The sequence below is a fragment of the Paenibacillus sp. GCM10027630 genome (genome assembly GCF_042676305.1).
Taxonomy (GTDB): domain Bacteria; phylum Bacillota; class Bacilli; order Paenibacillales; family NBRC-103111; genus Paenibacillus_S.
The window spans coordinates 1-21,232 of record NZ_JBHTGY010000041.1 but is presented as its reverse complement, the minus strand read 5'-3'; the positions used below and the strand labels follow the sequence as shown (position 1 = coordinate 21,232).

Genomic DNA, 21,232 nt, shown 5'->3' with positions numbered 1-21,232 from the left:
CAAGTCCTATTTTTCATCTTCAGGCAAAAAAAGAGCGGGCTATCTTTTCGATAACCAGCTCTTTTTTGATATTTAGCCCTATGCCTTAACTTAATGACATTGACCGGCCGGTATGTACTTTTTTTAGTTGAAAGCATAAGTTTTTATTTCTGGATTCTGAGTTCGTTCAGCCTTAACAAATAGAGAAAGCTTAATTTCATTAAAGCAGATGTTGAACTTTCTGCTCGCAAGTAAAGTGATGCTAAAGCACGAATGTATCTTCGTCGGGTGGTAGTGAATGAAATGTTTAGCTGGAATTTCTGGAGCTAATTCTCTCTTCGCACCCGCGTTTAAGTGATTAACTGGAAAAACCTCTTCTAATATAGACATATATTGCATAAAATGCATTAAATGATGGAATTTAGCAGGACGATTTCCAGTTATTTGCGTAAAAAGCCTTCGTATCCTGGAATTAACGGGAGGATTTCCCGCTATTATAGTTATGGAGGGGTGCTCCCGAGCACGCGTTGTACCGTTGCATAGCGGAATAGCCGTTTACTTCCGTCAAGTGATGGTTTTGGTTATATAGCGGTAAAGCTGTTTACTTCCATCAAGTGATGATTTTGGCGCAGGATGTATTCCCGTCGTGGCAAGTCTGCAAGGAAACATGACATCAACATTGTCCGTAATTCCACACCCCATGCTCTCTCTCCAGGCACCACGTTAGTTCGTCCTAGAGGATCTTCAGTATAGTTTCCGGATGGTTTTTCTTATAATAACAGACTTTATAAATTTTCAGCGGAGCGGAACAAGTCTGATATTGCAAGAAAAGCTGCCGCTTAGACACGGATGTATCTTCATCGAGAGGGCTACGAATCGAAGCTTTTCTTATAATAACAGACTTTATAAATTTTCAGCGGAGCTGAACAAGTCTGTTATTGCAAGAAAAGCTACCGTTTAAACACGAATGTATCTTCCTCGAAAGGGCTTCGATCAGAAGCTTTTCTTATTGCTGCTGCTTCAACTCGGAGGTAAGATTTTATGTGGAATTTGTCACATTTTTGTAAAAAGTTGTTCTCACTACCCATTGACTCTGATATAATATTGTATAAATGTGTCCGAATTGAATGGATAAATACAATATTCAGGAGGTGTTGAGATGGCTACAAGTGATGAAAGAACAATGGCATTATTATCTCATATTTTATGTATTGTGGTCGGCTTTCTTGCCCCGCTTATCATCTGGCTGATTAAGAAAGACCAGTCCCAATATGTGGATGAGCATGCGAAGGAATCGCTTAATTTTCAAATTTCGATCACGATCTATTCCATTATTGCATCAGTACTGATGGTCGTTCTTATTGGATTTGTTCTTTTGCCTGCGATTATCGTGTTTATGTACGTATTTTGCATTATTGCAACAATTAAGGCTAATAACGGCGAAATGTACCGCTACCCGCTTACTATTCGTTTAATTAAGTAATTTTTCAGTTTGCAGAAACACTGCTCTGGGCTAATGGGCTCGGGACAGTGTTTTTCATTCTGTTAAATGGTAACGTTTACATAAAATAATTTTTACAATTACTTATCCATAACCCCTGAATATTTGCTAAAATAGAAATAATGACGTCGGACAGGAAAAAGGGGTAGCAACCATGATAGGCAAACGCGTAAAGCAATTGCGACTTGCAAAAGGACTTACCCTAACGGATCTGGCCCAGAAGGCTGGGGTAGCCAAGTCCTACTTGAGCTCTATTGAGCGAGATATTCAGTCGAATCCATCGATTCAATTTTTGGAGAAAATATGCGCTGTACTTGATGTGCCGATAGAATCATTTTTACAAAATAAACCTGTGTCTCAATCCGAACCAACGGAATTAGATGAGGAGTGGAAGAACCTTGTTCAAGAAGCCATGGCTTCAGGTGTGAGCAAGGCGCAGTTTCTGGAGTTTTTGGAATATAGTAAATGGCGTAAAGATCAGCAGAAATAATTGCTTTAATATCGAAAGCCTTGTTTGCCTCGCGGTGAGCGGGCTTTTTGTTTTGTGAAAATCAAAATTAAATAAATTTTGAAATAGTAAGACTGGGGCTTAATCAACACAAAAATTAATTCTACTTGACGCATCGGAATAGATGTGATAATTTTTTCTAAGAGCTATTATTATATTTAATGTGTATAGAAGAACGATAGTATGTTAGCTCAAAACCCTTGAGTAATAAAATAAGATATGATAACATAGCGAATGAAGCGCTTTCAAAAAGATTTATTTTAATTATGTCTGATATCACGTCACGTTTCATCACGTTAAATTTGCATTTTTTTCTTTTTATTGTCAAAATACATATATTTTCTTTTTGTTATGTTATGTATATTGACAATAATATGCCGTGAAGTTATTATTATACTCATTAGTTCATTGCGTAGTGGTCAAAAAAGAGAGCACCTCTTTTTTTTACCCTTTTGAATGGTCTAAGGTATGAACCTTAACTCATTATTTTCCAAGTTTGGAGGGATACAGTTTGCAATCTCAAGCTGAAATGCAATTTCAAAAAGTGTCACCTAAAAAAGTTAGTGACTTTATTTTAGAACAGTTGGAAGAAGCGATTATTCTTAAAGAGTTTTTGTCGGAAGAACAACTACCCACGGAGCGGGAACTGGCATCTATGTTTAATGCGAGTCGTCTTGCAGTACGAGAGGCTTTATCTCAGCTGGAGGCTAATGGTCTGATTGAGAAGCGTCTTGGTGCCAAAGGAGGGACGTTTGTTCTTCCGCTTACAATAAATTCCCACCAACGGAACCGAGATGAAATTAGGAAGGATTGGCAGCAAATGCTCAAAGTATTTGAGTTTCGGTCTATTATTGAGCCGGAAGCTGCATGTCTTGCTGCAGAGCGAATTACTCAAAGCGAATTAGCCCAGCTCAGAAGTTATGTTGAGAAAAGTATGGAAGAAGATTGTACGCGTGAGCTATTCCGTGCTTTGGATGTAAGATTTCATCTGTCCATCGCAAAAGCTTCTGGAAATCAATATTTCGAAAAGGCGGTTAGGCAAATCCGTACCAAGATTAATCCTGCCTTGGATTTAATGACATACAATTTAAATGTTAAAATGGCCAGCTACCAGCAGCATATGTTGTTGTTGGACGTACTAAAAGAGAGAAATGGAGCAAAAGCCAAAGAAATTATGAAACAGCATACGGATGAAACCACAGCTGCCATACATTCCAGAATCATTTCGAAGGGTACATAGATGTGTTTTTTTCGAATAACTGAAACATATTAGACATCGTAGGAGGTTGTTGGTTTGGATCTGAACAAGCTAATTGGTTTGGCAGAAGATATAAAGGAGCAAATAGTTATATGGCGGCGAGATTTTCATCAGCATCCGGAGACGGGCTATCAGGAATTCCGCACTTCTGGAATCGTTGCTGATCATTTACAAAGCCTTGGTCTGGAAGTGAGACGCAATGTTGGGAAAACAGGTGTTGTGGGCATTTTGAGAGGTGAAGAGCCGGGGCCAACCATCGGATTGAGAGCAGATATGGATGCACTGCCCATTCAAGACCTGAAGACAGTTGACTATTGCTCTAAAATTCCGGGGAAAGGACATCTATGTGGTCATGATGCCCATACCAGTATGCTGATGGGCGCTGCTCAGCTTCTTGTAAATTTAGGAAAGCCCAAAAGAGGAAACATTAAATTCGTCTTCCAGCCTGCGGAGGAGGGACTTGCAGGTGCGAAAGCAATGATGGACGATGGTGTGCTTGAGAATCCTAGGGTAGATGCAATGGCAGGGCTTCATGTCTTTCCTGCCTTGCCCACCAAATCGATTGCTGTAACAAAAGGAGTGGCATTTGCCTCTGCGGATAGCATTGCAATCAAGATTATTGGAAAGGGTGGTCATGCTGCCAGGCCACATGAAGCAGTTGATGCGATAACGGTATCCGCACAAGTGATTTCTGCGCTGCAGCATGTTGCCAGCCGACTGGTGGATCCCCTGGATCCTGTTGTTGTAACAATTGGCAAGATACAAGGCGGCTATATGGGAACGGCGATTGCACCGGAAGTAGAGATGGTTGGTACTGTAAGAACGCTAAGTCCAACCTTGCGTGCAAAAATGCCGGAGTTAATCGAAACGATTATACGAGGTGTTACCCAATCATTCGGGGCTGATTATGAGTTTAAGTATAACATTGGTTATCCTGTTGTCGTGAACAATGAAGACATGGTTGACTTCTTAACTCAAACAAGTGAACGTTTATTCGGGGAAAAACGATGGGAATTTGTGAAACCATCAACGGGTGGAGAAGATTTCGCTTTTTATTCCGAGGTGGTTCCAAGTGTGTTTTTTCGCTTAGGTGTCAGTAATGAACAAGAATACACCAGCTATCCCTTGCATCATCCCAAATTTGATTTGGACGAAAATGCTCTTCCATACGGAGTGGCTATGCTTTCTGCCATTGCGCTCTCTTTTTTATCGGATTCATCTCATTGATTATAAATATAACTTAAGGGAGGTTGTTTAATTTGAAACGTTGGTATGCAAAAGGGTTGACTGTTGTTTTGGCTTCCATGCTTGTCGTAGCGGGTTGCAGCGGAGGTGCGGGAAAAGAAAATGCTGCAAATAATTCAAAGTCTGCAGAAGGCACGGGCGAGAAGGTGTTGACTGTAGCAAACGCTACGGATATTGAAAGCTTTGATGTCCAAAACAATAATAATACACAAAGTGAAGCCGTTCTCGTCAATATGTTCGATTATTTATTGAAAAATGATAGCTCCCAGAAGAAAGTTCCTGCTTTGGCGACTTCATGGGAGCAAGTGAATGACACGACATGGCGGTTCAAGCTGCGTCAAGGTGTCAAATTTCATAATGGGGACCCTTTTACAGCTGCTGATGTGAAATTTTCGTTCGAGCGACTAGCCAAGGATGGCAAGCTTCTTCAAAACACCTATTACAAACGATTCAAAGAAGTCAAAGTGATCGATGATTATAATGTTGAAATCATTACTGACGGACCCGATCCGCTGATGCTTAATCGGTTGTCCCGAATGGGCGCCGACATCCTTCCTTCCAAATATATTCAAGAGAAAGGCATGGATGTTTTCATGAAGGAGCCGGTTGGTACTGGGCCGTACAAGTTCAGTAAATGGCTGAAGGACAATCGGGTTGAGATGGTTAAAAATGCTGATTATTTCGGTGGAACGCCCAAATGGGATAAGCTGGTGTTCCGTGTCATTCCTGAAGCCTCCACAAGAGTATCCGAATTGTTAACCGGGGGTGTTGATATTGCCTCCAATATTCCAACAACAGATTTGAAACGTATTGACGGTATTAACAATATGAAGGTGGCGCAGGCGACGATTCAAAGAGTATTGCATGTTATTATGCGAACTACTCCTGGCTCGGTTACGGCGGATCCCAAAGTTAGGGAAGCTGTAGATTTGGCAATTAACGACAAGGAAATCGTTGATAGCATAGCAGGTGGAGCTGGAATCCCAACACGGACCTCTGTTACACCTGGTAATTTTGGTGCTGAACCAAGCTTGTATAATCAATTTTTGTATGATAAGGAAAAAGCAAAATCATTATTGAAAGAAGCAGGCTATGCCAACGGCGGACCCAAGGTTACATTCTCCACACAAGTTCAATATAAAGAAATTGCAGAAGTGGCTGCTGCCATGCTAACAGAAGTGGGTTTTCAAGTGAATTTAGAAGTACTGGAAGCAAGTAAGTTCAGCGAGAAGCTAAACTCTAAAAAATTCAACGAATTGTTCCTGTTGGGTGTAGGTAACTCCTTGTTTGATGCTTCCAACAATTATAACCGGTTTAAATTAGCCAATGCCAAAGGTGAAACAGATTACAATAATCCTGAGGTGGAGGAATTGCTGCAATCGGCTGAGAAAAACATGAACCCGGCAGATAGAGAAAAACAATATCAAAAAGTACAAAAAATCTTTGCTGTTGAGCGTCCGACGATTTACTTGTATCAAATGAAAGGGAACTATGGTGTCGGTCCCAAAGTAGATTATAAGCCAAGACTTGATGAGATGTACTTCGCAGAGGAGATTACTCCTCAAAAGTGATTAGAAGCGATTGTATTAGAGGCGGTGTTGAGAAGCTGACTTTTGAAAACGAACTTGTTGGAGAGGGGACCGTAAGGGTTCCCCTTTAATACAACTTTAGCCGGAAGGAGGGAAGTTCTTGGGAAAATATATTTTCAAGTCGTTGCTTCAGGTGGTACCCGTTCTTTTTCTGATCTCGACCATTGTATTTATTCTTGTTCATATTACAGGGGATCCTGTGGCATTAATGCTCCCGGAGACTGCCACTGAGGAAGACCGCGCCATCTTAACCAAAGCGTTAGGACTTGATAAGCCTTTATATATCCAATTTGGGTTGTTCCTAAGCAATGTAATTCGCGGTGATTTCGGCACATCGTTTCATTATGGACAATCGGCATTGCCGCTTGTGCTGGAAAGATTGCCAGCCAGCTTTGAACTTGCTGTAGCAGCGATGGTGGTAGCTACAATAATGGCCATTCCATTGGGTATTATTTCTGCGATAAAGCGTAATACTTTCCTGGATTTGTTTATTTCAGGCATATCTGTATTAGGCAAAGCGATGCCTAATTTCTGGACGGGTATCATGTTGATTCTATTGTTCTCTGTCATGTTAGGCGTATTTCCCGTTTCTGGAAGAGGGGGGATTGAGCATTTGGTTTTACCGGCGATTACATTAGGTGCTGCCGTAACGGCTCAAATGACCCGGTTGATCCGTTCAAGCATGCTGGAGATATTAAGTCAGGAATATATCAGAACCGCAAGAAGCAAAGGACTTCTTGAAACAGTTGTCATTTGTAAACATGCGTTTCGTAACGGATTGATTCCGGTCGTAACTATTATGAGCTTGCAATTTACGAGCCTGATTGGTGGAACCTTGATTACCGAAACGGTATTTTCCTGGCCTGGTTTGGGACAACTGCTCGTTACCGCTGTGAACACTCACGATATGGCTATAGTACAGGCGGCTGTCTTCATTATTGCCATCATTGTCATTATAAGCAATTTGCTGACGGATCTAGTCTATCGGATACTTGATCCTCGTATCAAGTACAGCTAGTGAGAGGGGGGGGATAGATTTGGGGTTGTCAGTTGAAACGCAGGCAAATAGCATAGTCGAAAACCGTGATAAAGATACTGTGAAGCGAAGTCGAAGCAAACGTTTGTTAAGCCTCCTGCTTAAAAGTAAAACGGGAACCGTTGGTGCAATTATTGTACTTGCAGTTTGTATCATTGCCCTATGCGCGCCTTTATTTGCAATGCATGATCCAGCGAAAATCAATCCTTCGCAAAGATTACTGCCGCCAATGTGGCTGGATAAGGGAGCTCCGGGACATTTGCTTGGTACGGATAATCTCGGCCGAGATATATGGAGCCGTATTGTGTATGGCTCGCAAGTATCATTGATTGTCGGTATATGTGCCGTTTTAGTTTCGGGTGCGATTGGCGCTGTACTGGGTTTGCTCGCGGGATACTACGGGAAATGGACAAATGCGATTATTATGAGGGTGGCCGATTCATTTTTGGCGATTCCTACTATTTTATTTATGCTCGTAGTATTAGCCGTATTAGGGCCAGGAATTGGTACGCTTATCTTCGTAATTGGTATTACAAATTGGGTTTCTTATGCGCGGGTCGTACGTGGAGAAGTGCTGAGTGTAAAAGAACGTGATTTTGTAAGAGCTGCTAAAGCAGTAGGGGCCAAAGATGCCAGAATTATATTTACGCATATTCTTCCCAATGTCATCTCCTCTTTTATTGTCATCTCTACGATGAGTGTCGCCACAACGATTATTATGGAGGCCTCACTCAGCTTTTTGGGCTTGGGCATAAAACCGCCAGCTGTTTCCTGGGGAGGCATGTTAAGCGATGGAAGGCAGTATTTGGCCACCAGTTGGTGGGTAGCCACTTTTCCCGGATTAGCGATTACGATCACCGTACTGGGTGTTATTTTTCTAGGCGATTGGCTGCGCGATGTGCTGGATCCTCGTATGAAGGCAAGGGAATAAAGAAACGAAACGAGGGATCGATGTTGAAAACGAATTTACTGGAAGTAAAAGAGTTAAAGACATACTTTAAAACCGAAGAAGGCTTAATCCCATCGGTCAACGGTCTGAGTTTTTCTGTATTGCCTGGAGAAACGTTGGCGATCGTAGGGGAGTCCGGTTCCGGGAAAAGTGTTACCTCGCTCTCGATCATGGGACTTATTGCTCCACCGGGCAAGGTCGTTGGTGGTGAAGTGCGATTTGAGGGGAAAAATCTTCTTGAGCTATCACGCAAAGAAATGCGCAAGCTTCGTGGAAACGAAATATCGATGATCTTTCAAGAGCCTATGACCTCTTTAAATCCGGTTTTTACAATCGGCAATCAAATTGGCGAAGTCATCCGGGCGCATCAAGGGCTGGATAGGAAAAATGCGAGGAATAAAAGTATTGAAATGCTGGAGCGTGTTGGCATCCCGAATGCTGCTAAAGTAGTGGACAGTTTCCCCCATCAACTATCGGGAGGAATGCGGCAACGAGTCATGATTGCTATGGCTCTAGCCTGCCGCCCGAAGCTGCTTATTGCCGATGAACCTACTACTGCCTTGGACGTGACCATTCAGGCACAAATATTAGAGCTCATCGCCACATTAAGCAAGGAGGAAAATACGGGAGTTATTCTCATTACGCATGATTTGGGAATCGTTGCAGAAATGGCGGATAAAGTGGTTGTTATGTATGCCGGCGAAATTGTTGAAGAAGCTTCCGTCTACGAATTGTTTGAACGTCCTGGTCATCCGTATACAATGGGACTTCTAGCTTCACTGCCCAAAATAGATGAACAAAAGGAAGAACTTGAATCCATAACCGGCATGGTCCCGAATCTGCTTGATATGCCTAGTGGATGCGCTTTTCATCCGCGTTGTCCTCACGCCGTTAGTCAATGTATGCAGACAAAGCCACATCTGGAATTAAAGAAAGATGGGCACTGGGTCAGGTGCTTGCGCAGCGGGGAGGTGTCATGATGAAACAAGGTGAGGATAAAGCAATACCGATTCTTGAAGTCAAGGGATTGAAGAAATATTATCCCATTCATCGAGGGATTTTCTCCAAGAGCAATGAATACGTGCGTGCTGTCGATGGACTCAATTTTACTGTGAACACGGGAGAAACGCTTGGCATAGTAGGTGAATCAGGCTGCGGGAAATCTACAATGGGGCAAATGATCACACAACTCCTTGAGCCCACTGAAGGTGAGATTTGGTTTGAGGGGAAAAGCTTGACTGAGCTAGATAAGGAAGAAGTCAGACGGACTCGGCGAGATTTGCAAATTGTGTTTCAGGACCCGTTTGCCTCCTTGAATCCAAGAATGAGAGTGCTTGATATTGTTGCTGAACCGCTCAAAGTACATGGGCTGGCAAAAGGAAAACAGTTGAGAAGTACGGTTATTGAATTGTTGGAAACGGTCGGTATGGGAGAACATCATCTGGATCGCCATCCTCATGAATTCAGTGGGGGACAGCGACAACGGATTGGTATTGCGCGAGCGCTGGCATTAAAGCCGAAATTGATCGTTTGTGACGAACCTGTCTCTGCCCTGGATGTTTCTATTCAAGCTCAAATTTTGAACCTGCTGAAAAAGCTTCAGGGTCAATTCCAGTTGACCTATATTTTTATAGCCCATGGCTTACCTTCCGTTAAACATATTAGTGACCGTATCGCTGTGATGTATTTGGGGAAAATTGTTGAATTGGCCAGCAGAGATGAGCTATTTGTGAAACCGAGACATCCTTATACAGAAGCTCTGTTATCAGCCGTCCCGGTACCTGATCCTACCAAACGGAAAAAACGGATTCTGCTTACAGGGGATTTACCGAATCCCGCTAATCCGCCAAGTGGATGTGCGTTTCATCCGCGCTGTCCGTACGCTCAGGATTTATGTCGTGAAAAGGCGCCTGCTCTGGAAGGGGTAGAGCATTCTGTAGCTTGCCATTTCCCGCTGTAAAGCAATAACTGAATATAAAAGGAGAAGTGATCGATATGTCGTTTCAACTTGTTATGGCTCAATTGACATCGACTGATGATAAGCACGTTAATTTGAAAAAGGCTGAGGATGCGGTACAGGAATCGGTAAATGTTCATAGAGCGGAATTAATTGTTTTTCCAGAGGTGTTTATGAGTCATTTTCCACTCGGAACTCCTAAAGACGTTTCTTTGAAGGATGCGGAGCCAGTGGATGGCCCTTTTGTGAGCGGTATGGCGGAGCTTGCCAAAAGATTCGGTGTGTGGCTCATATTCGGCATGCGCGAGGCGGTCGAAGATCCGCAAGAAGAACGAGTATATAACACAACGGTTGTCGTGGATTCTAATGGAACCATAGTTAGCGCCTATCGCAAAACGCATCTATTTGATGCTTTCGGATATAACGAATCAAGAAACATTAAGCCTGGCGATGCTCTTTTTAAACCTATCGAAACTCCATTTGGCAAAATCGGCTTGTTCGTCTGCTATGAGCTGCGTTTTCCGGAGATTGCGCGCTACCAAGCGATACACGGCGCGGATATTATCATTGTACCGTCAGGCTGGGTGCGTGGTCCGCTGAAGGAAATGCACTGGACTAACCTGGTAACTACCCGAGCGATCGAGAATACGGTGTTTATGGTAGGCTGCGGTAAAGTGAGTGACAATTTTTATATTGGTCAAAGCTTGATTGTAGACCCAATGGGTGTTGTTATGGTCAATGGACCTGAGACTGAAGCTCTTATTCCTTGCCGGATAGATCTGAAGCGTGTGGAAGAGGTTCGAGCAAAGCTGCCTTCCCATGTGCACCGCAGACCTGAATTGTACGATACGGAGCTTTAAGAGGTTGTTCAAAAAGTCCCACTTTTGATCACGAAGTATCCTCGGGAAGCTCGGTGCTGAAAATTTAACTTCTAGAAAACGCACTTTAAGGTGAAAAGTTTTGTGAGACAATACCTATTTCGAGAGGCGGATGCAATTTGAGAAAAATAAAAAGTATATCTGAATATAGAGAAGCTATCGGAAATGATAAGCCTACGGTTGCGGTTTTCAAAACGGAATGGTGCAAAGACTGCCATTATATAAATCCCTTTATGCCGGAATTGGAAATCAACTATGGGGAACGGTTGGATTTTATCGAAATTGACCGTGATGAACTTCCGGAGCTATGCGAAGAGAATAATGTACTAGGTATTCCCAGTTTTATATTGTTTTATCGCAGCAAAGAGCAAGGTCGGTTTGTCAGTAAGCTGCGGAAGACGCGTGAAGAAATTGAATTGTTTTTGGACGAGGCACTTGCCAATTGCAAGCGGGAAGAACCTAAGCTATGAACGATACCTATTTTCTGAAAGAGATGAGCTGGACTACGTTCGTTGAGAGAAAAAAACAGACTGATCTGGTCGTTTTACCTGCGGGTGCATTTGAAGTATATGGTCCACATCTGCCCCTTGGTTCCGACACTCTAGTAGCGGTAAAAATAGCTGAGTTAGTGGCAAGGCGCGTAAACGGCATAGTAGGACCGTTGCTGGAAGTGGGTGACTCCTCTATGCTTGATGAGTTTCCGGGCACTATAACGATTCGTCCAGAAAGCTTTAAGTCTTATTTAAGCGATGTTATGGATAGCTTGGTGAAATGGGGCTTTAAAGATTTCCTCTTCATCAATGCCCATGCCGGCAATGTGCCTATTATCAATCAGATTGCCTATACGTACCGGGAGCGTAAGGATATTCGTAAAGCCCAAATTGATTATTGGAGGTTTATCCAAACCATCGATCAAGGCGTATTGGATTCAGGCCCATTAGCGCATTCTCATGCCGGTGAGGCAGGAACGTCAGTTATGATGCATCTGTATCCCGATCTTGTGGACGCAAGCCAAACGATGGATGTGTCCAGAAAACGTAAGGATGCTTTTCCTGAAATTATGAAATATGGAAAATTGTCGGACAATACCGATTGGGGTACGGTGGGCAACTCGACACTTGCTACGGCCGATAAGGGGAAAGTATTAGTTGAGCGATCGGTTGAACGGATTGTTCATTTTATAACAGAAAATTGGAATATTGGAGAGCAAGAATAGTTGTGCAAATCGTAAATATTACCAATTGACTGGAGGGGTAAATATGAAACAAGGCTGGAGATTCGACACCATTGCGGTCCATGCAGCTCAAAAGCCCGATGAAGCAACAGGAGCCATATCCCAATCCATTATTCCTGCGGTTGCTTATGCGTTTCCGGACACCGAAACAGCTGCCGCCGTCGTTGCTGGAAGTAAAGAAGGGACGTATTACGGCCGATATGGTAATCCGACTACGCGGACGCTTGAACAGAAAATAGCACAACTGGAATGCGGAGAGGATAGCATTGGACTTAGCAGCGGAATGGCGGCCATATCTTCCGCTCTATTAGCTTTTCTACAGAACGGTGACCATGTTGTTGTAACCAGGGATGTATATGGGGGAACTTATAATTTTATTACTCTTCTGGCTCCACGATTCGGAATAACCTATGATTTTGTCGATTGTACGGATGCAGATACGGTGAGAGCAGCAATAAAAGAAAATACCAAAGCTATTTACGTGGAAACACCATCAAATCCGAAATTGACGGTTTTGGATTTGAAAATGATTGCGTCTGTTGCAAAAGAACGCAATCTACCGCTTATTGTGGATAATACTTTTATGACGCCTTATTTGCAGCAGCCGCTAGAGCTTGGTGCGGATGTGGTCGTACATAGCGCGACAAAATACTTAAACGGCCATGGAGATGTGCTTGCTGGTTTTGTTGTAGGGAAAAAAGAGGTTATTGATTTTATCCGCAAACGCATTGCAGGAGACTTGGGGCAAAATTTAAATGCCTGGGAGTCATTCTTGATTCTGCGCGGGTTGAAAACAATGGGAATGAGAGTGAGAACCCATTGTGACAACGCAATGAAAGTAGCGGCCTACTTAAACGGTCATCCACAAGTGGAGGCTGTTTATTACCCTGGTCTCGCGAATCACCCCCAACATGAACTGGCAAAAAAACAAATGAGAGGTATGGGCGGTATTGTCTCATTTGAAATTAAAGGCGGCTTGGAAATGAGCGTAGCTTTTATTAATCGTTTGCGTTTGGCAATGATATCCTTCAGTCTAGGCGACCCGGAAACGTTGGTTCAACACCCGGCTTCAATGACCCACTTTTCGATCCCTAAGCACGAAAGACAGCAGTTCGGTATATCCGACGGTTTAATCCGACTTTCTGTCGGTCTTGAAGATGCTGACGATATTATTTCAGATCTGGAGCAGGCATTGCTATCCGAAAGTGAAGTTCAAAACGATGTCATGCCAATACAGGCTGGAAATTGAAATTCTTTTATAATTTTGGAGATGGACCTATCTGAAATGTGAGGGCTGCATAATGGGGAAACGTAAGGTATTATCGGAAGATTTATACGGGTACCAGTGGATTAGCGATCCATCCGTTTGTCCTGATACCGGATCGGTTGCTTATGTTCATACTACCATAGACAAAGAAAACAATAATTATCGAAAACAAATTCACTTAATTGCACTAGATGGGAATCAAGGTTCGCAGTTCACTTATGGAGACAAGGACGAGTTCCCCTCCTGGTCTCCTGATGGTTCGCATCTGGCTTTCCTCCGCACAACCGACAAAGGCAGACAGTTATGGCATATTCCGGTGCACGGCGGGGAAGCGAAGCAATTGACCTCTGCTAAGAATGGTATCGGGACGTTTGTTTGGTCACCTGACGGGAATTTTATCGCATTCACAGCAAGGGTGAGCGGGGATCGGGAGCAAGAGGAGCTTTCTGGACAAAAAGAAAGTAATAAGACCTCTGAGCAAGCACAAGCTTTCACGCGTACAAGCCTAAAGACAGAGGGAATGGGGCTGTGGGACGGACTATACTCTCATATCTTTATTTTGGATTTGAGAAGTGTTCAGGTCAAACAAGCAACAACGGGCGAGTTTGATGCCTTGAAGCCTTTTTGGTCACCGGATGGTCAACGGCTCTCTTTTCTTGCAGATAATGATTTAAATTCCTTTAGCGATGTTTTTAGTCTTAGCCTCAGTGATGGAAAAATAAGCAAGTTGACTGATTCTACGTTGTCCATCAGTCAAGCGAGCTATTCACCAGATGGCAAGAAAATCGTATTTATAGGAAACGATCGATTGTACGGAAGTGCGACTCACAATCATTTGTTTCTCATGCCAGCAGAAGGCGGTGAGTTGTCCTGCCTGACCGGGATGCAGGATATACAAATGGGAAACATGGCGCTTAGCGATATGTTGGCTGTTTCCGTATCGCCATCCCCATTATTCAGTGCAGAAGGTTCATCCATGTATGTGTTGGGCTCCTTGCATGGCAATGTTCACTTATACCGGTTTTCCATGGACGGTGCATTTAATGAAGTTACTCGAGGCGAGAGGAATGTTTATCAGTATGCCCTAACTTCTGATGGTCGTTACCTTATTGCGGTCTCCTCGGATCCCTCACATCCAGGTGATTTGTATCGAATCGATACGCATACGAAAGAAGAATTGCGTTTGACGAATAGTAATGATGATTTATTGCAGCAATTGGACATAAGCTTACCTGAAGAATTGTGGCTGGAAACTTCTGATGGCTGGAATGTTCAAGGTTGGATCATGAAGCCTGTCGGTATGGAGGAAGGCAAGAAATATCCCATGGTTCTGCAAATTCATGGAGGCCCTCATGCGCTATATGCCAACACCTACAGCCACGAATTTCAAATGCTGACTTCCCAGGGCTATGTAGTTCTTTATACGAATCCGCGCGGAAGCTTCGGTTACGGTCAATCCTTTGTCAAAGCTTGCCGGGGCGATTTTGGTGGCCGGGATTTCCAGGATTTAATGGATGCGGTGGATCACGTATTAAACATCTGTGACTTTGTGGATGAAACAAGATTAGGTGTCATCGGCGGCAGTTACGGCGGGTTTATGACAAATTGGATGGTTGGTCGTACGAATCGGTTTCGTGTCGCTGTTACGGACCGCTCCATATCCAATTGGCTCTCATTTTATGGAACAAGCGATATCGGGATATCCTATACTGAAGGGGAAATTGAAGGCAATCCTTGGGATGATTCGGAGAAGCTGTGGAGGCATTCGCCACTTGCTTATGTTAAACATATTCAAACCCCGTTGCTAATTATGCATGGCGAAAACGATCTGCGTTGTCCCATCGAACAAGCGGAGCAGTTATATGTTGCCTTGAAATCTTTAAATAAACCGACGCAATTCGTCCGCTTTCCAAAGGCAAACCATGCCATGCTTAGAAATGGAACGCCCTCGCTTCGAGTCGAACGCTTGAAGAGAATCAGCGAGTGGTTCGAAAAATATATGTTCTGAGTGTAGTTACAAAGTTAAGTGAAACGCCTTGATGAGTCCTTGGAAAGGGCTGTCCCAAAATTCATTTTTGGAACTTTTGCACATTCTATCGGATTCACTCACTCACTCACTCACCAGGGCTTACCTTTTTGAGAATAGCTGCTGTATTTCAAAAGCCTTGCTTGCCTCGCGGTGAGCGGGGCTTTTTGTGTGCGACGAACATCTTGTTTGAAAGTAATTTTATATAATTTGTTGAATAGTGCCATCTGCTAGACAGCAAAAGGGGGGCTCGTGATATGATAGTTACCAACGCGACAAGATGAATGGATGAGAGGGTACTATCATGCGAGTCTTAAGTTTTTTAATCATGCTGTTTACGATTTGCGCATTAGCAGTATCGCCTTTCGTAAGTGCTATCGAGACTGCTGCAGCGACGGGGCTTACGTTGTCAGATGACGTTCAAGATTATTCGATCAACCTGCAAATGGATGTACTTGAGGACAAAGAGCGGCAATGGACTATTGAGGATGTTCAGTCACCGATTATCCAGCAGCAGTTTAAACCTGCCGAAGGCAAATCCTCCTTTGGTTATACATCATCCTCGTATTGGGTTCGTTTTACGGTTCACAATGATTCGCACAACGAGCAATGGGAGCTTCGCGTGATGAATTCGGTCTTGGACAGCATCGCCATATATCCCCCGGAAACGTTAGTCACCTTTCATCGAAATCACCCCAGTTATTTGCTGAATTTGCCGACAGGGCAACAAAAAACGATTTATATGCGTTTTGAAACGTATGGATCGATGCTGATCCCGATCAGCTTAACATCGCCATCGTCATTGTATAGCAACATGTACAATGAGCTGCTTTTTTATGGACTCTATTACGGTGTGCTTCTGGTTATTGTTGTATTCCAGATTGTATTGTACTTGTACACCCGAAATAGAGCTTATTTGTATTACATGCTTAATGTTGCAACCTTTTGCATCGTGCTATTGATTTGGAACGGGTTTGCGCTGCCTGTGTTTGGATCGGAGAGGTTGGCGGGAGGTGAGGCGGGATCGGCCTTGTGGGAAAGCCCGTCTGCTGCCTATGATTTCTTTTATGTGCTGGGCCGGTATTTCGGCATTCTGTTTGTAACGGCGATTTTGCAGCCGAAAAATGACTCGCTGGTAGCTTATTGGATTTGCTGTTTTATGAACATTGCCTGTCCGATTGTCTGTATCGGCATCCTGTTTTTTTATCCGTTTGGCATGGGGAATATCGTATTTTTATTCAAATACTTTACTTTATTGTTGGGTTTAGTTGTTTTCGTCTTATGCGCTATGAAAGGAAATCGTATTGCACTGTATTTGGCGATTCTCAAAATACCGGTCGTTGCGGCGACGGTACTCCCCAAGGCGCTGCTGCTGTATGGTCTTGTGCCGACCAGCGAGTTTACCCGCTTCGCTTCGCAGTTCGGTTTGCTCGGGGACTTTATGTTTATGGCTATTTTGCTGTACGCCCTTATGAATCAAATGCGGAGGAAGGAAGAAACCGCGCAGCAAGCTCTGGTGAAAACGTTGTCGGAATGGAACGTAAGCTTGAGAAAAACAGTTGAAGAGCAGACGGAAAGCTTGAAGCGCGCTAACGATGAGCTTGTTTTATCGGAAGCGTTCCGGACGAAGATGCTGCAAAATATTTCGCATGACGTTCGTAGTCCGCTTTCTTCTGTGCAAAGCGGTGTTCAAGTGCTGATTCATAAAATGGAAAAGGAGCCGGGGCAGCAGGAGCGAATTTTGCGCATTGTGTACGACAAGGTGCTGGATGTCAATCGGTTCATTGACGATTTTTTGCATTTGAGCCGCGCTGAGATGGCGGTAGGCGGTGCCGATCGGCAAATGGTCATTTTTTTCGAATGGTTTGAAGAAATAGGCGAGGAGTTGGCCGCAGATATCGAATACGCCGGACGGTGTTGCCGGCTCGTGATCGCACCTCCCCAAACGGAGGTGGATGTGCTTATCGAACCGCACTTGATCAAGCGCGTGCTTTCCAATCTGGTTCACAATGCGTGCAAGTTTTCGCAGTCGGATAGCACAATTACGCTGCATGCATCGCTTAGGAATGATTATGTCTGCGTAATGATAGAGGACACCGGCCACGGGATCGGTGTGGAACAGCTTCCTCATATTTTCCGCCGCTATTATACGGAAGGAGAATCCCGGGGGAGCGGGCTCGGCTTGGCGATCGCCAAAGAAATTGTGGAGCAGCATGGCGGCGAAATTGGGGTGGAGAGCAAGCTTGGGAGCGGCAGCAAGTTTTATTTCACACTACCCATTATTCGTTAGGGAACATTTGTTCTTAAGGCAGTTTGCCTTCAGTTCCGTCGAATTTGTAGCCGAAGCCTCTTACGGTTTGAATGTAACGCGGATTCGCCGGATCGATTTCCAGTTTTTTGCGCAATTGGTGAATGTACACTTTGATAAGATCGGACGAGTAGCGGGACGAGTCGTCCCAAATTAATTCGTACAGCTGTCTGGGATGATACACCCGGTGCGGATTTTTGGCGAGCGTGATCAGCAGATGCAGTTCTTTGGCTAGCAAAGTAATTGGCGCTCCGTTAGCAATGACTGTCTTGCGCTCCAGATCGAGCTCCAGTCCGGGAAACGTCAGTTTGCGGCTCATCGTTTGCTCAGTTGAGGCAAGAATCTTCCCCCAGCGCATATGAGAGCGTACTCTTGCGGACAGTTCCAACTGGTCGAACGGTTTGGTTATGTAGTCGTCGCCGCCCGCATGTAGCGAATCCAGCTTGATAGCTTGCTCCTTGTTACCCGTCAGAAACAGGATAGGCAAAGGATATATGCTGCGGATGCTGCGGCAGAGCGTGATTCCGTTCGTATCTGGCAATTGAATATCCAGCAGGACAAGATCCGGCTGCTTGCTTTGTATTAGAGTCAAGCATTGCTCACCATCGAATGCCTGTACGACGCGAAACCCTTCTGCAGACAAAAATAAATGCAGCATTTCTTGCAATTGAATGTCGTCGTCTACGGTTAACACCGTTGCTCCCACTCCATAACCCCCTCATCATGTGTGAAAAAAATGTCGCTTTGTGTAATTAGTTTAGCAAATTTTTGCCTGTTTGGCCTTACATTAAAAAAATTATCTATTTTACCTTAGCGATGTCGAACTCGAACAATGAACAGAATTTTAAGCTTGATGAATTGGAGAAGCCGTTAACGGAGAAAGAAATGAAGGAAGCTACCGAAGGTTTGGCAGAAGCAAGAGGAGGCGCACTCATAGCGAACGTCATTGCAAATACGCCGCCCCCCAAACCGAACCGGCGACGCCGCTAAAAGCTTGTCAGTATTGAATGGCGCAAATTCCCGAAAACCTAACATTTTGTTAGGTTTTTTCTATAGCGGGGCTTCCCGCAAAGTATCTAGTGTACCAGATTGGCAATCGTATTTCTCGCTATTCCGCCATATTCCCCCACTAAAATACCCATTTTCTTCTAACATACTTGCAAAAATATACACTCTCCTCCATAAGGAAGTCATTTTTTGATGAAGAAAAGTATTAATATTTTTCATTTTACCGCTATTTAACCTGCCGTTGTTAAGATGATGTTTATTAATGGAAAGGGAAAATGATCGAGAAAGGTTTTATCTTAAAAATCGTTGGTTTCGCTTTTATAATTATGGCTTTATATGCTGGAACAGCTATTGCTGCCGATCCTTCTACAGCATCTTTCAAACCGTTTCTTACGGTCATCCGATTAAGCCACACCCTATAGCCACCGGCTATTTCAATGCAGATGGGAAGCCGGATGTAGCCGTTATAAGTTCTGAATACATTCAGAGCAGTTACTTGCTGTCTATCTATTTGAATAATCATATGCCTACAATAACGAACAACACCTTAACTGGTACGCAGAATGAGATTCTTGCCTTCGTGAAAACGGACTTTACAGGAAATAACTCGGATGGAGACGGCGATCCAATAACGGGGTTACCGTTGTCTCCTTGCCGGCAAACGGAACGTCGAAATTGAATGGATCGCCAGTGAATTTATCGAAAAGAGGTTATCTGTTTTTCGAAAAAATGTAGCATTTTGTTCAGTGCGGCGGAACCGATTGGGGGTAAATGTAAGGTGGTTGGGGAAGCATTTTCATGGGTATTTGATGGGAATGGACATTTGATCTGGGAGGAAGTTTGATGATGGAAAGAAAATGCAAGAGTAAAGCAAGTTTTGTAGAATGGAGCAAAGTTTGGATCGCATTACTTTTGTTTTGGGCATGCACTGTGCCCGCTATAATTTCGGCAAAATCAGCTTGGGATCGGGGAACTATCCGCAGGAGGCTACCATTCCTTAGCGATGAAATCGGACGGAACCGTCGCCGCGTGGGGAGATAATGGTTATGGGACCGTCGCCATTGCCAGAGTGTTGGATAAACACGTCTATTTGTCGACTCTAAGCAACCTAAAAAATGGTTAATCAACAGGCGTGATCCGAAAGGAGAGAATTGCTATGCCATATTATTATTTTAGGGAACTCTGGACACCGCTCAAATTAATTGGAATTCGTTTGTATCGGGATAATGACGGGTATGTTTGGATCAAGTACTGGAATAAGAGAAGTCGGAGATTTCGATAGATATTACCGTTAGCGTTGTAGAATCAGTTTAGGGAAGGTACAATGTCCTACTGTAGACTAACAATTAATATGATACTATATGGTAGAATTGTATCAAATGATACGATTTTAATTTTTCATTTAACCAGTATTTAATCAAGCCAATTATACTTGAAGTTGTAAGTTCTTGGATTTTGGCCAACAAAATTACTTGAAACCCAATGTTGGTTGAGTGGTGATGGATCGTCTGCTTCAACTTTTTATGTTTCTAGTGAACCATATGGATTAAATTGAAGCCCCGTTGCTAATTATGCATGGCGAAAACGATCTGCGTTGTCCCATCGAACAANGCGTTGTCCCATCGAACAAGCGGAGCAGTTATATGTCGCCTTGAATCATTAAATAAACAGACGCAATTCGTCCGCTTTCCAAAGGCAAACCATGCCATGCTAAGAAATGGTTTGCCTTTGGAAAGCGGACGCTTGAAGAGAATCAGCGAGTGGTTCGAAAAATATATGTTCTGAATATAGCTACAAAGTTAAGTGAAACGCCTTGATGAGTCCTTGGAAGGGGCTGTCCCAAAATTCATTTTTGGAACAGCCCCTTCACCATTTTATCCTGAATATAGGGTTGCAAAAAAAACCTCCATATTAAAAGTTCTTTTGCACATTCTATCGGATTCACTCACTCACTCACCAGGGCTTACCTTTTGAGAATAGCCTTCTTAGGTATTCTCAGCGAATAGCTGAGATGAGGTCTCTTTCCAACTCGTGCTAATCACGGGGTTCGAGGTTCGTTTGCAGCATTATATGGCAACCTAGCGAACACATGCAATTATCGGGAAATTGTCACGTTATTTTCTCCCAAACATAACGTTCCAAGTCCTATAACTGGAATTTCTCCTGCTAATTCTAAGGATTATGGCTGATTTCATCACGATCACCTTGATTAGCAGGAGTTTTTCCAGTTAGCTTGCTTTCAAACCATATTCAGGATGGATTAACGGGAGGATTTCCATCTATCTTCTTACTTTAGGCAGCCGTAAGAGTATCCTGGTCTCCTTTATCATGAAAGCAAACTTGGAACATCTGTTCACGCGCCATCAGTGAAGCACAAGAATGATTTTGGATCTCTGTCAAGAAAGTAGACACTCAAATAAGAGATATCACACAACCTTTTTGTAATACATGGCCTCGTATTGATCCGGTGAAACATAGCCCAAAGAACC

General features: G+C 43.6%; 18 protein-coding genes. 17 read left to right on the top strand and 1 reads right to left on the bottom strand.

Annotation, left to right across the window (positions count from 1 at the left end):
- The first annotated feature begins 1,138 nt into the window (after window positions 1-1,138).
- The 15 genes from ACFQ0C_RS21845 (at window position 1,139) to ACFQ0C_RS21775 (ending at window position 17,717) form a co-directional block, all read left to right on the top strand.
- Window positions 1,139-1,462 carry a DUF4870 domain-containing protein gene (locus tag ACFQ0C_RS21845; protein WP_258218206.1) on the top strand — a complete coding sequence of 108 codons (324 nt, stop codon included), beginning with the start codon at window positions 1,139-1,141 and terminating at the stop codon, window positions 1,460-1,462.
- A 172-nt stretch (window positions 1,463-1,634) separates the two neighbouring features.
- Window positions 1,635-1,970 carry a helix-turn-helix domain-containing protein gene (locus tag ACFQ0C_RS21840; RefSeq protein ID WP_379369542.1) on the top strand — a complete coding sequence of 112 codons (336 nt, stop codon included), beginning with the start codon at window positions 1,635-1,637 and terminating at the stop codon, window positions 1,968-1,970.
- Window positions 1,971-2,499: 529 nt separating this feature from the next.
- Complete coding sequence (locus ACFQ0C_RS21835; RefSeq protein ID WP_379369540.1) at window positions 2,500-3,228, top strand: FadR/GntR family transcriptional regulator; 729 nt, start codon at window positions 2,500-2,502, stop codon at window positions 3,226-3,228.
- Window positions 3,229-3,282: 54 nt separating this feature from the next.
- Complete coding sequence (locus tag ACFQ0C_RS21830) at window positions 3,283-4,473, top strand: M20 metallopeptidase family protein (RefSeq protein WP_379369538.1); 1,191 nt, start codon at window positions 3,283-3,285, stop codon at window positions 4,471-4,473.
- A 32-nt stretch (window positions 4,474-4,505) separates the two neighbouring features.
- Window positions 4,506-6,062, top strand: a complete 1,557-nt coding sequence (locus ACFQ0C_RS21825) for an ABC transporter substrate-binding protein (protein WP_379369536.1) — start codon at window positions 4,506-4,508, stop codon at window positions 6,060-6,062.
- Window positions 6,063-6,180: 118 nt separating this feature from the next.
- Window positions 6,181-7,098 carry an ABC transporter permease gene (locus ACFQ0C_RS21820; protein WP_379369534.1) on the top strand — a complete coding sequence of 306 codons (918 nt, stop codon included), beginning with the start codon at window positions 6,181-6,183 and terminating at the stop codon, window positions 7,096-7,098.
- Between the two features lie 79 nt (window positions 7,099-7,177).
- Window positions 7,178-8,047 (top strand): ABC transporter permease, encoded by an 870-nt coding sequence (locus ACFQ0C_RS21815; RefSeq protein WP_379369550.1) that lies wholly within the window; start codon window positions 7,178-7,180, stop codon window positions 8,045-8,047.
- Window positions 8,048-8,070: 23 nt separating this feature from the next.
- The gene (locus ACFQ0C_RS21810; RefSeq protein WP_379369548.1) at window positions 8,071-9,045 is read left to right on the top strand and encodes an ABC transporter ATP-binding protein; all 975 of its coding nucleotides are present in this window, start codon (window positions 8,071-8,073) and stop codon (window positions 9,043-9,045) included.
- Window positions 9,045-10,025, top strand: coding sequence for an ABC transporter ATP-binding protein (locus ACFQ0C_RS21805; protein ID WP_379369546.1), 981 nt, complete (start codon window positions 9,045-9,047; stop codon window positions 10,023-10,025). The genes ACFQ0C_RS21810 and ACFQ0C_RS21805 overlap by 1 nt, the downstream gene beginning before the upstream one ends.
- 35 nt (window positions 10,026-10,060) lie before the next feature.
- Window positions 10,061-10,882: a carbon-nitrogen hydrolase family protein gene (locus ACFQ0C_RS21800; protein ID WP_379369532.1), complete on the top strand. Its 822-nt coding sequence runs from the start codon at window positions 10,061-10,063 to the stop codon at window positions 10,880-10,882.
- A 137-nt stretch (window positions 10,883-11,019) separates the two neighbouring features.
- Entirely contained in the window at window positions 11,020-11,370 is a 351-nt protein-coding gene (locus ACFQ0C_RS21795; protein ID WP_379369530.1) for a thioredoxin family protein, read from the top strand.
- Complete coding sequence (locus ACFQ0C_RS21790) at window positions 11,367-12,116, top strand: creatininase family protein (protein ID WP_379369527.1); 750 nt, start codon at window positions 11,367-11,369, stop codon at window positions 12,114-12,116. The genes ACFQ0C_RS21795 and ACFQ0C_RS21790 overlap by 4 nt, the downstream gene beginning before the upstream one ends.
- A 43-nt stretch (window positions 12,117-12,159) precedes the next feature.
- Window positions 12,160-13,383: a trans-sulfuration enzyme family protein gene (locus tag ACFQ0C_RS21785; RefSeq protein ID WP_379369525.1), complete on the top strand. Its 1,224-nt coding sequence runs from the start codon at window positions 12,160-12,162 to the stop codon at window positions 13,381-13,383.
- Window positions 13,384-13,435: 52 nt separating this feature from the next.
- Entirely contained in the window at window positions 13,436-15,409 is a 1,974-nt protein-coding gene (locus tag ACFQ0C_RS21780) for a S9 family peptidase (RefSeq protein ID WP_379369523.1), read from the top strand.
- A 322-nt stretch (window positions 15,410-15,731) separates the two neighbouring features.
- A complete protein-coding gene (locus ACFQ0C_RS21775; protein WP_379369521.1) occupies window positions 15,732-17,717 on the top strand; it encodes a sensor histidine kinase in 1,986 nt (661 codons plus the stop codon).
- Between the two features lie 13 nt (window positions 17,718-17,730).
- Here ACFQ0C_RS21775 and ACFQ0C_RS21770 read toward each other — a convergent pair whose 3' ends face one another.
- Window positions 17,731-18,441, bottom strand: coding sequence for a response regulator transcription factor (locus tag ACFQ0C_RS21770; RefSeq protein WP_379369519.1), 711 nt, complete (start codon window positions 18,439-18,441; stop codon window positions 17,731-17,733).
- A gap of 564 nt (window positions 18,442-19,005) precedes the next feature.
- Here ACFQ0C_RS21770 and ACFQ0C_RS21765 point away from each other — a divergent pair.
- Both ACFQ0C_RS21765 and ACFQ0C_RS21760 read left to right on the top strand, forming a co-directional pair.
- A complete protein-coding gene (locus ACFQ0C_RS21765; protein WP_379369517.1) occupies window positions 19,006-19,422 on the top strand; it encodes an FG-GAP repeat domain-containing protein in 417 nt (138 codons plus the stop codon).
- A gap of 285 nt (window positions 19,423-19,707) precedes the next feature.
- Window positions 19,708-19,866 (top strand): hypothetical protein, encoded by a 159-nt coding sequence (locus ACFQ0C_RS21760; protein WP_379369544.1) that lies wholly within the window; start codon window positions 19,708-19,710, stop codon window positions 19,864-19,866.
- Window positions 19,867-21,232: the final 1,366 nt, after the last annotated feature.

Excerpts from the sequence above, each read along its gene's own strand:
- ACFQ0C_RS21790 (WP_379369527.1), top strand. The coding sequence starts at position 11,367 with ATGAACGATACCTATTTTCTGAAAGAGATGAGCTGGACTACGTTCGTT.
- ACFQ0C_RS21780 (WP_379369523.1), top strand. The coding sequence starts at position 13,436 with ATGGGGAAACGTAAGGTATTATCGGAAGATTTATACGGGTACCAGTGG.
- ACFQ0C_RS21800 (WP_379369532.1), top strand. The coding sequence starts at position 10,061 with ATGTCGTTTCAACTTGTTATGGCTCAATTGACATCGACTGATGATAAG.
- ACFQ0C_RS21845 (WP_258218206.1), top strand. The coding sequence starts at position 1,139 with ATGGCTACAAGTGATGAAAGAACAATGGCATTATTATCTCATATTTTA.
- ACFQ0C_RS21785 (WP_379369525.1), top strand. The coding sequence starts at position 12,160 with ATGAAACAAGGCTGGAGATTCGACACCATTGCGGTCCATGCAGCTCAA.
- ACFQ0C_RS21765 (WP_379369517.1), top strand. The coding sequence starts at position 19,006 with ATGGAAAGGGAAAATGATCGAGAAAGGTTTTATCTTAAAAATCGTTGG.
- ACFQ0C_RS21840 (WP_379369542.1), top strand. The coding sequence starts at position 1,635 with ATGATAGGCAAACGCGTAAAGCAATTGCGACTTGCAAAAGGACTTACC.
- ACFQ0C_RS21775 (WP_379369521.1), top strand. The coding sequence starts at position 15,732 with ATGCGAGTCTTAAGTTTTTTAATCATGCTGTTTACGATTTGCGCATTA.
- ACFQ0C_RS21805 (WP_379369546.1), top strand. The coding sequence starts at position 9,045 with ATGAAACAAGGTGAGGATAAAGCAATACCGATTCTTGAAGTCAAGGGA.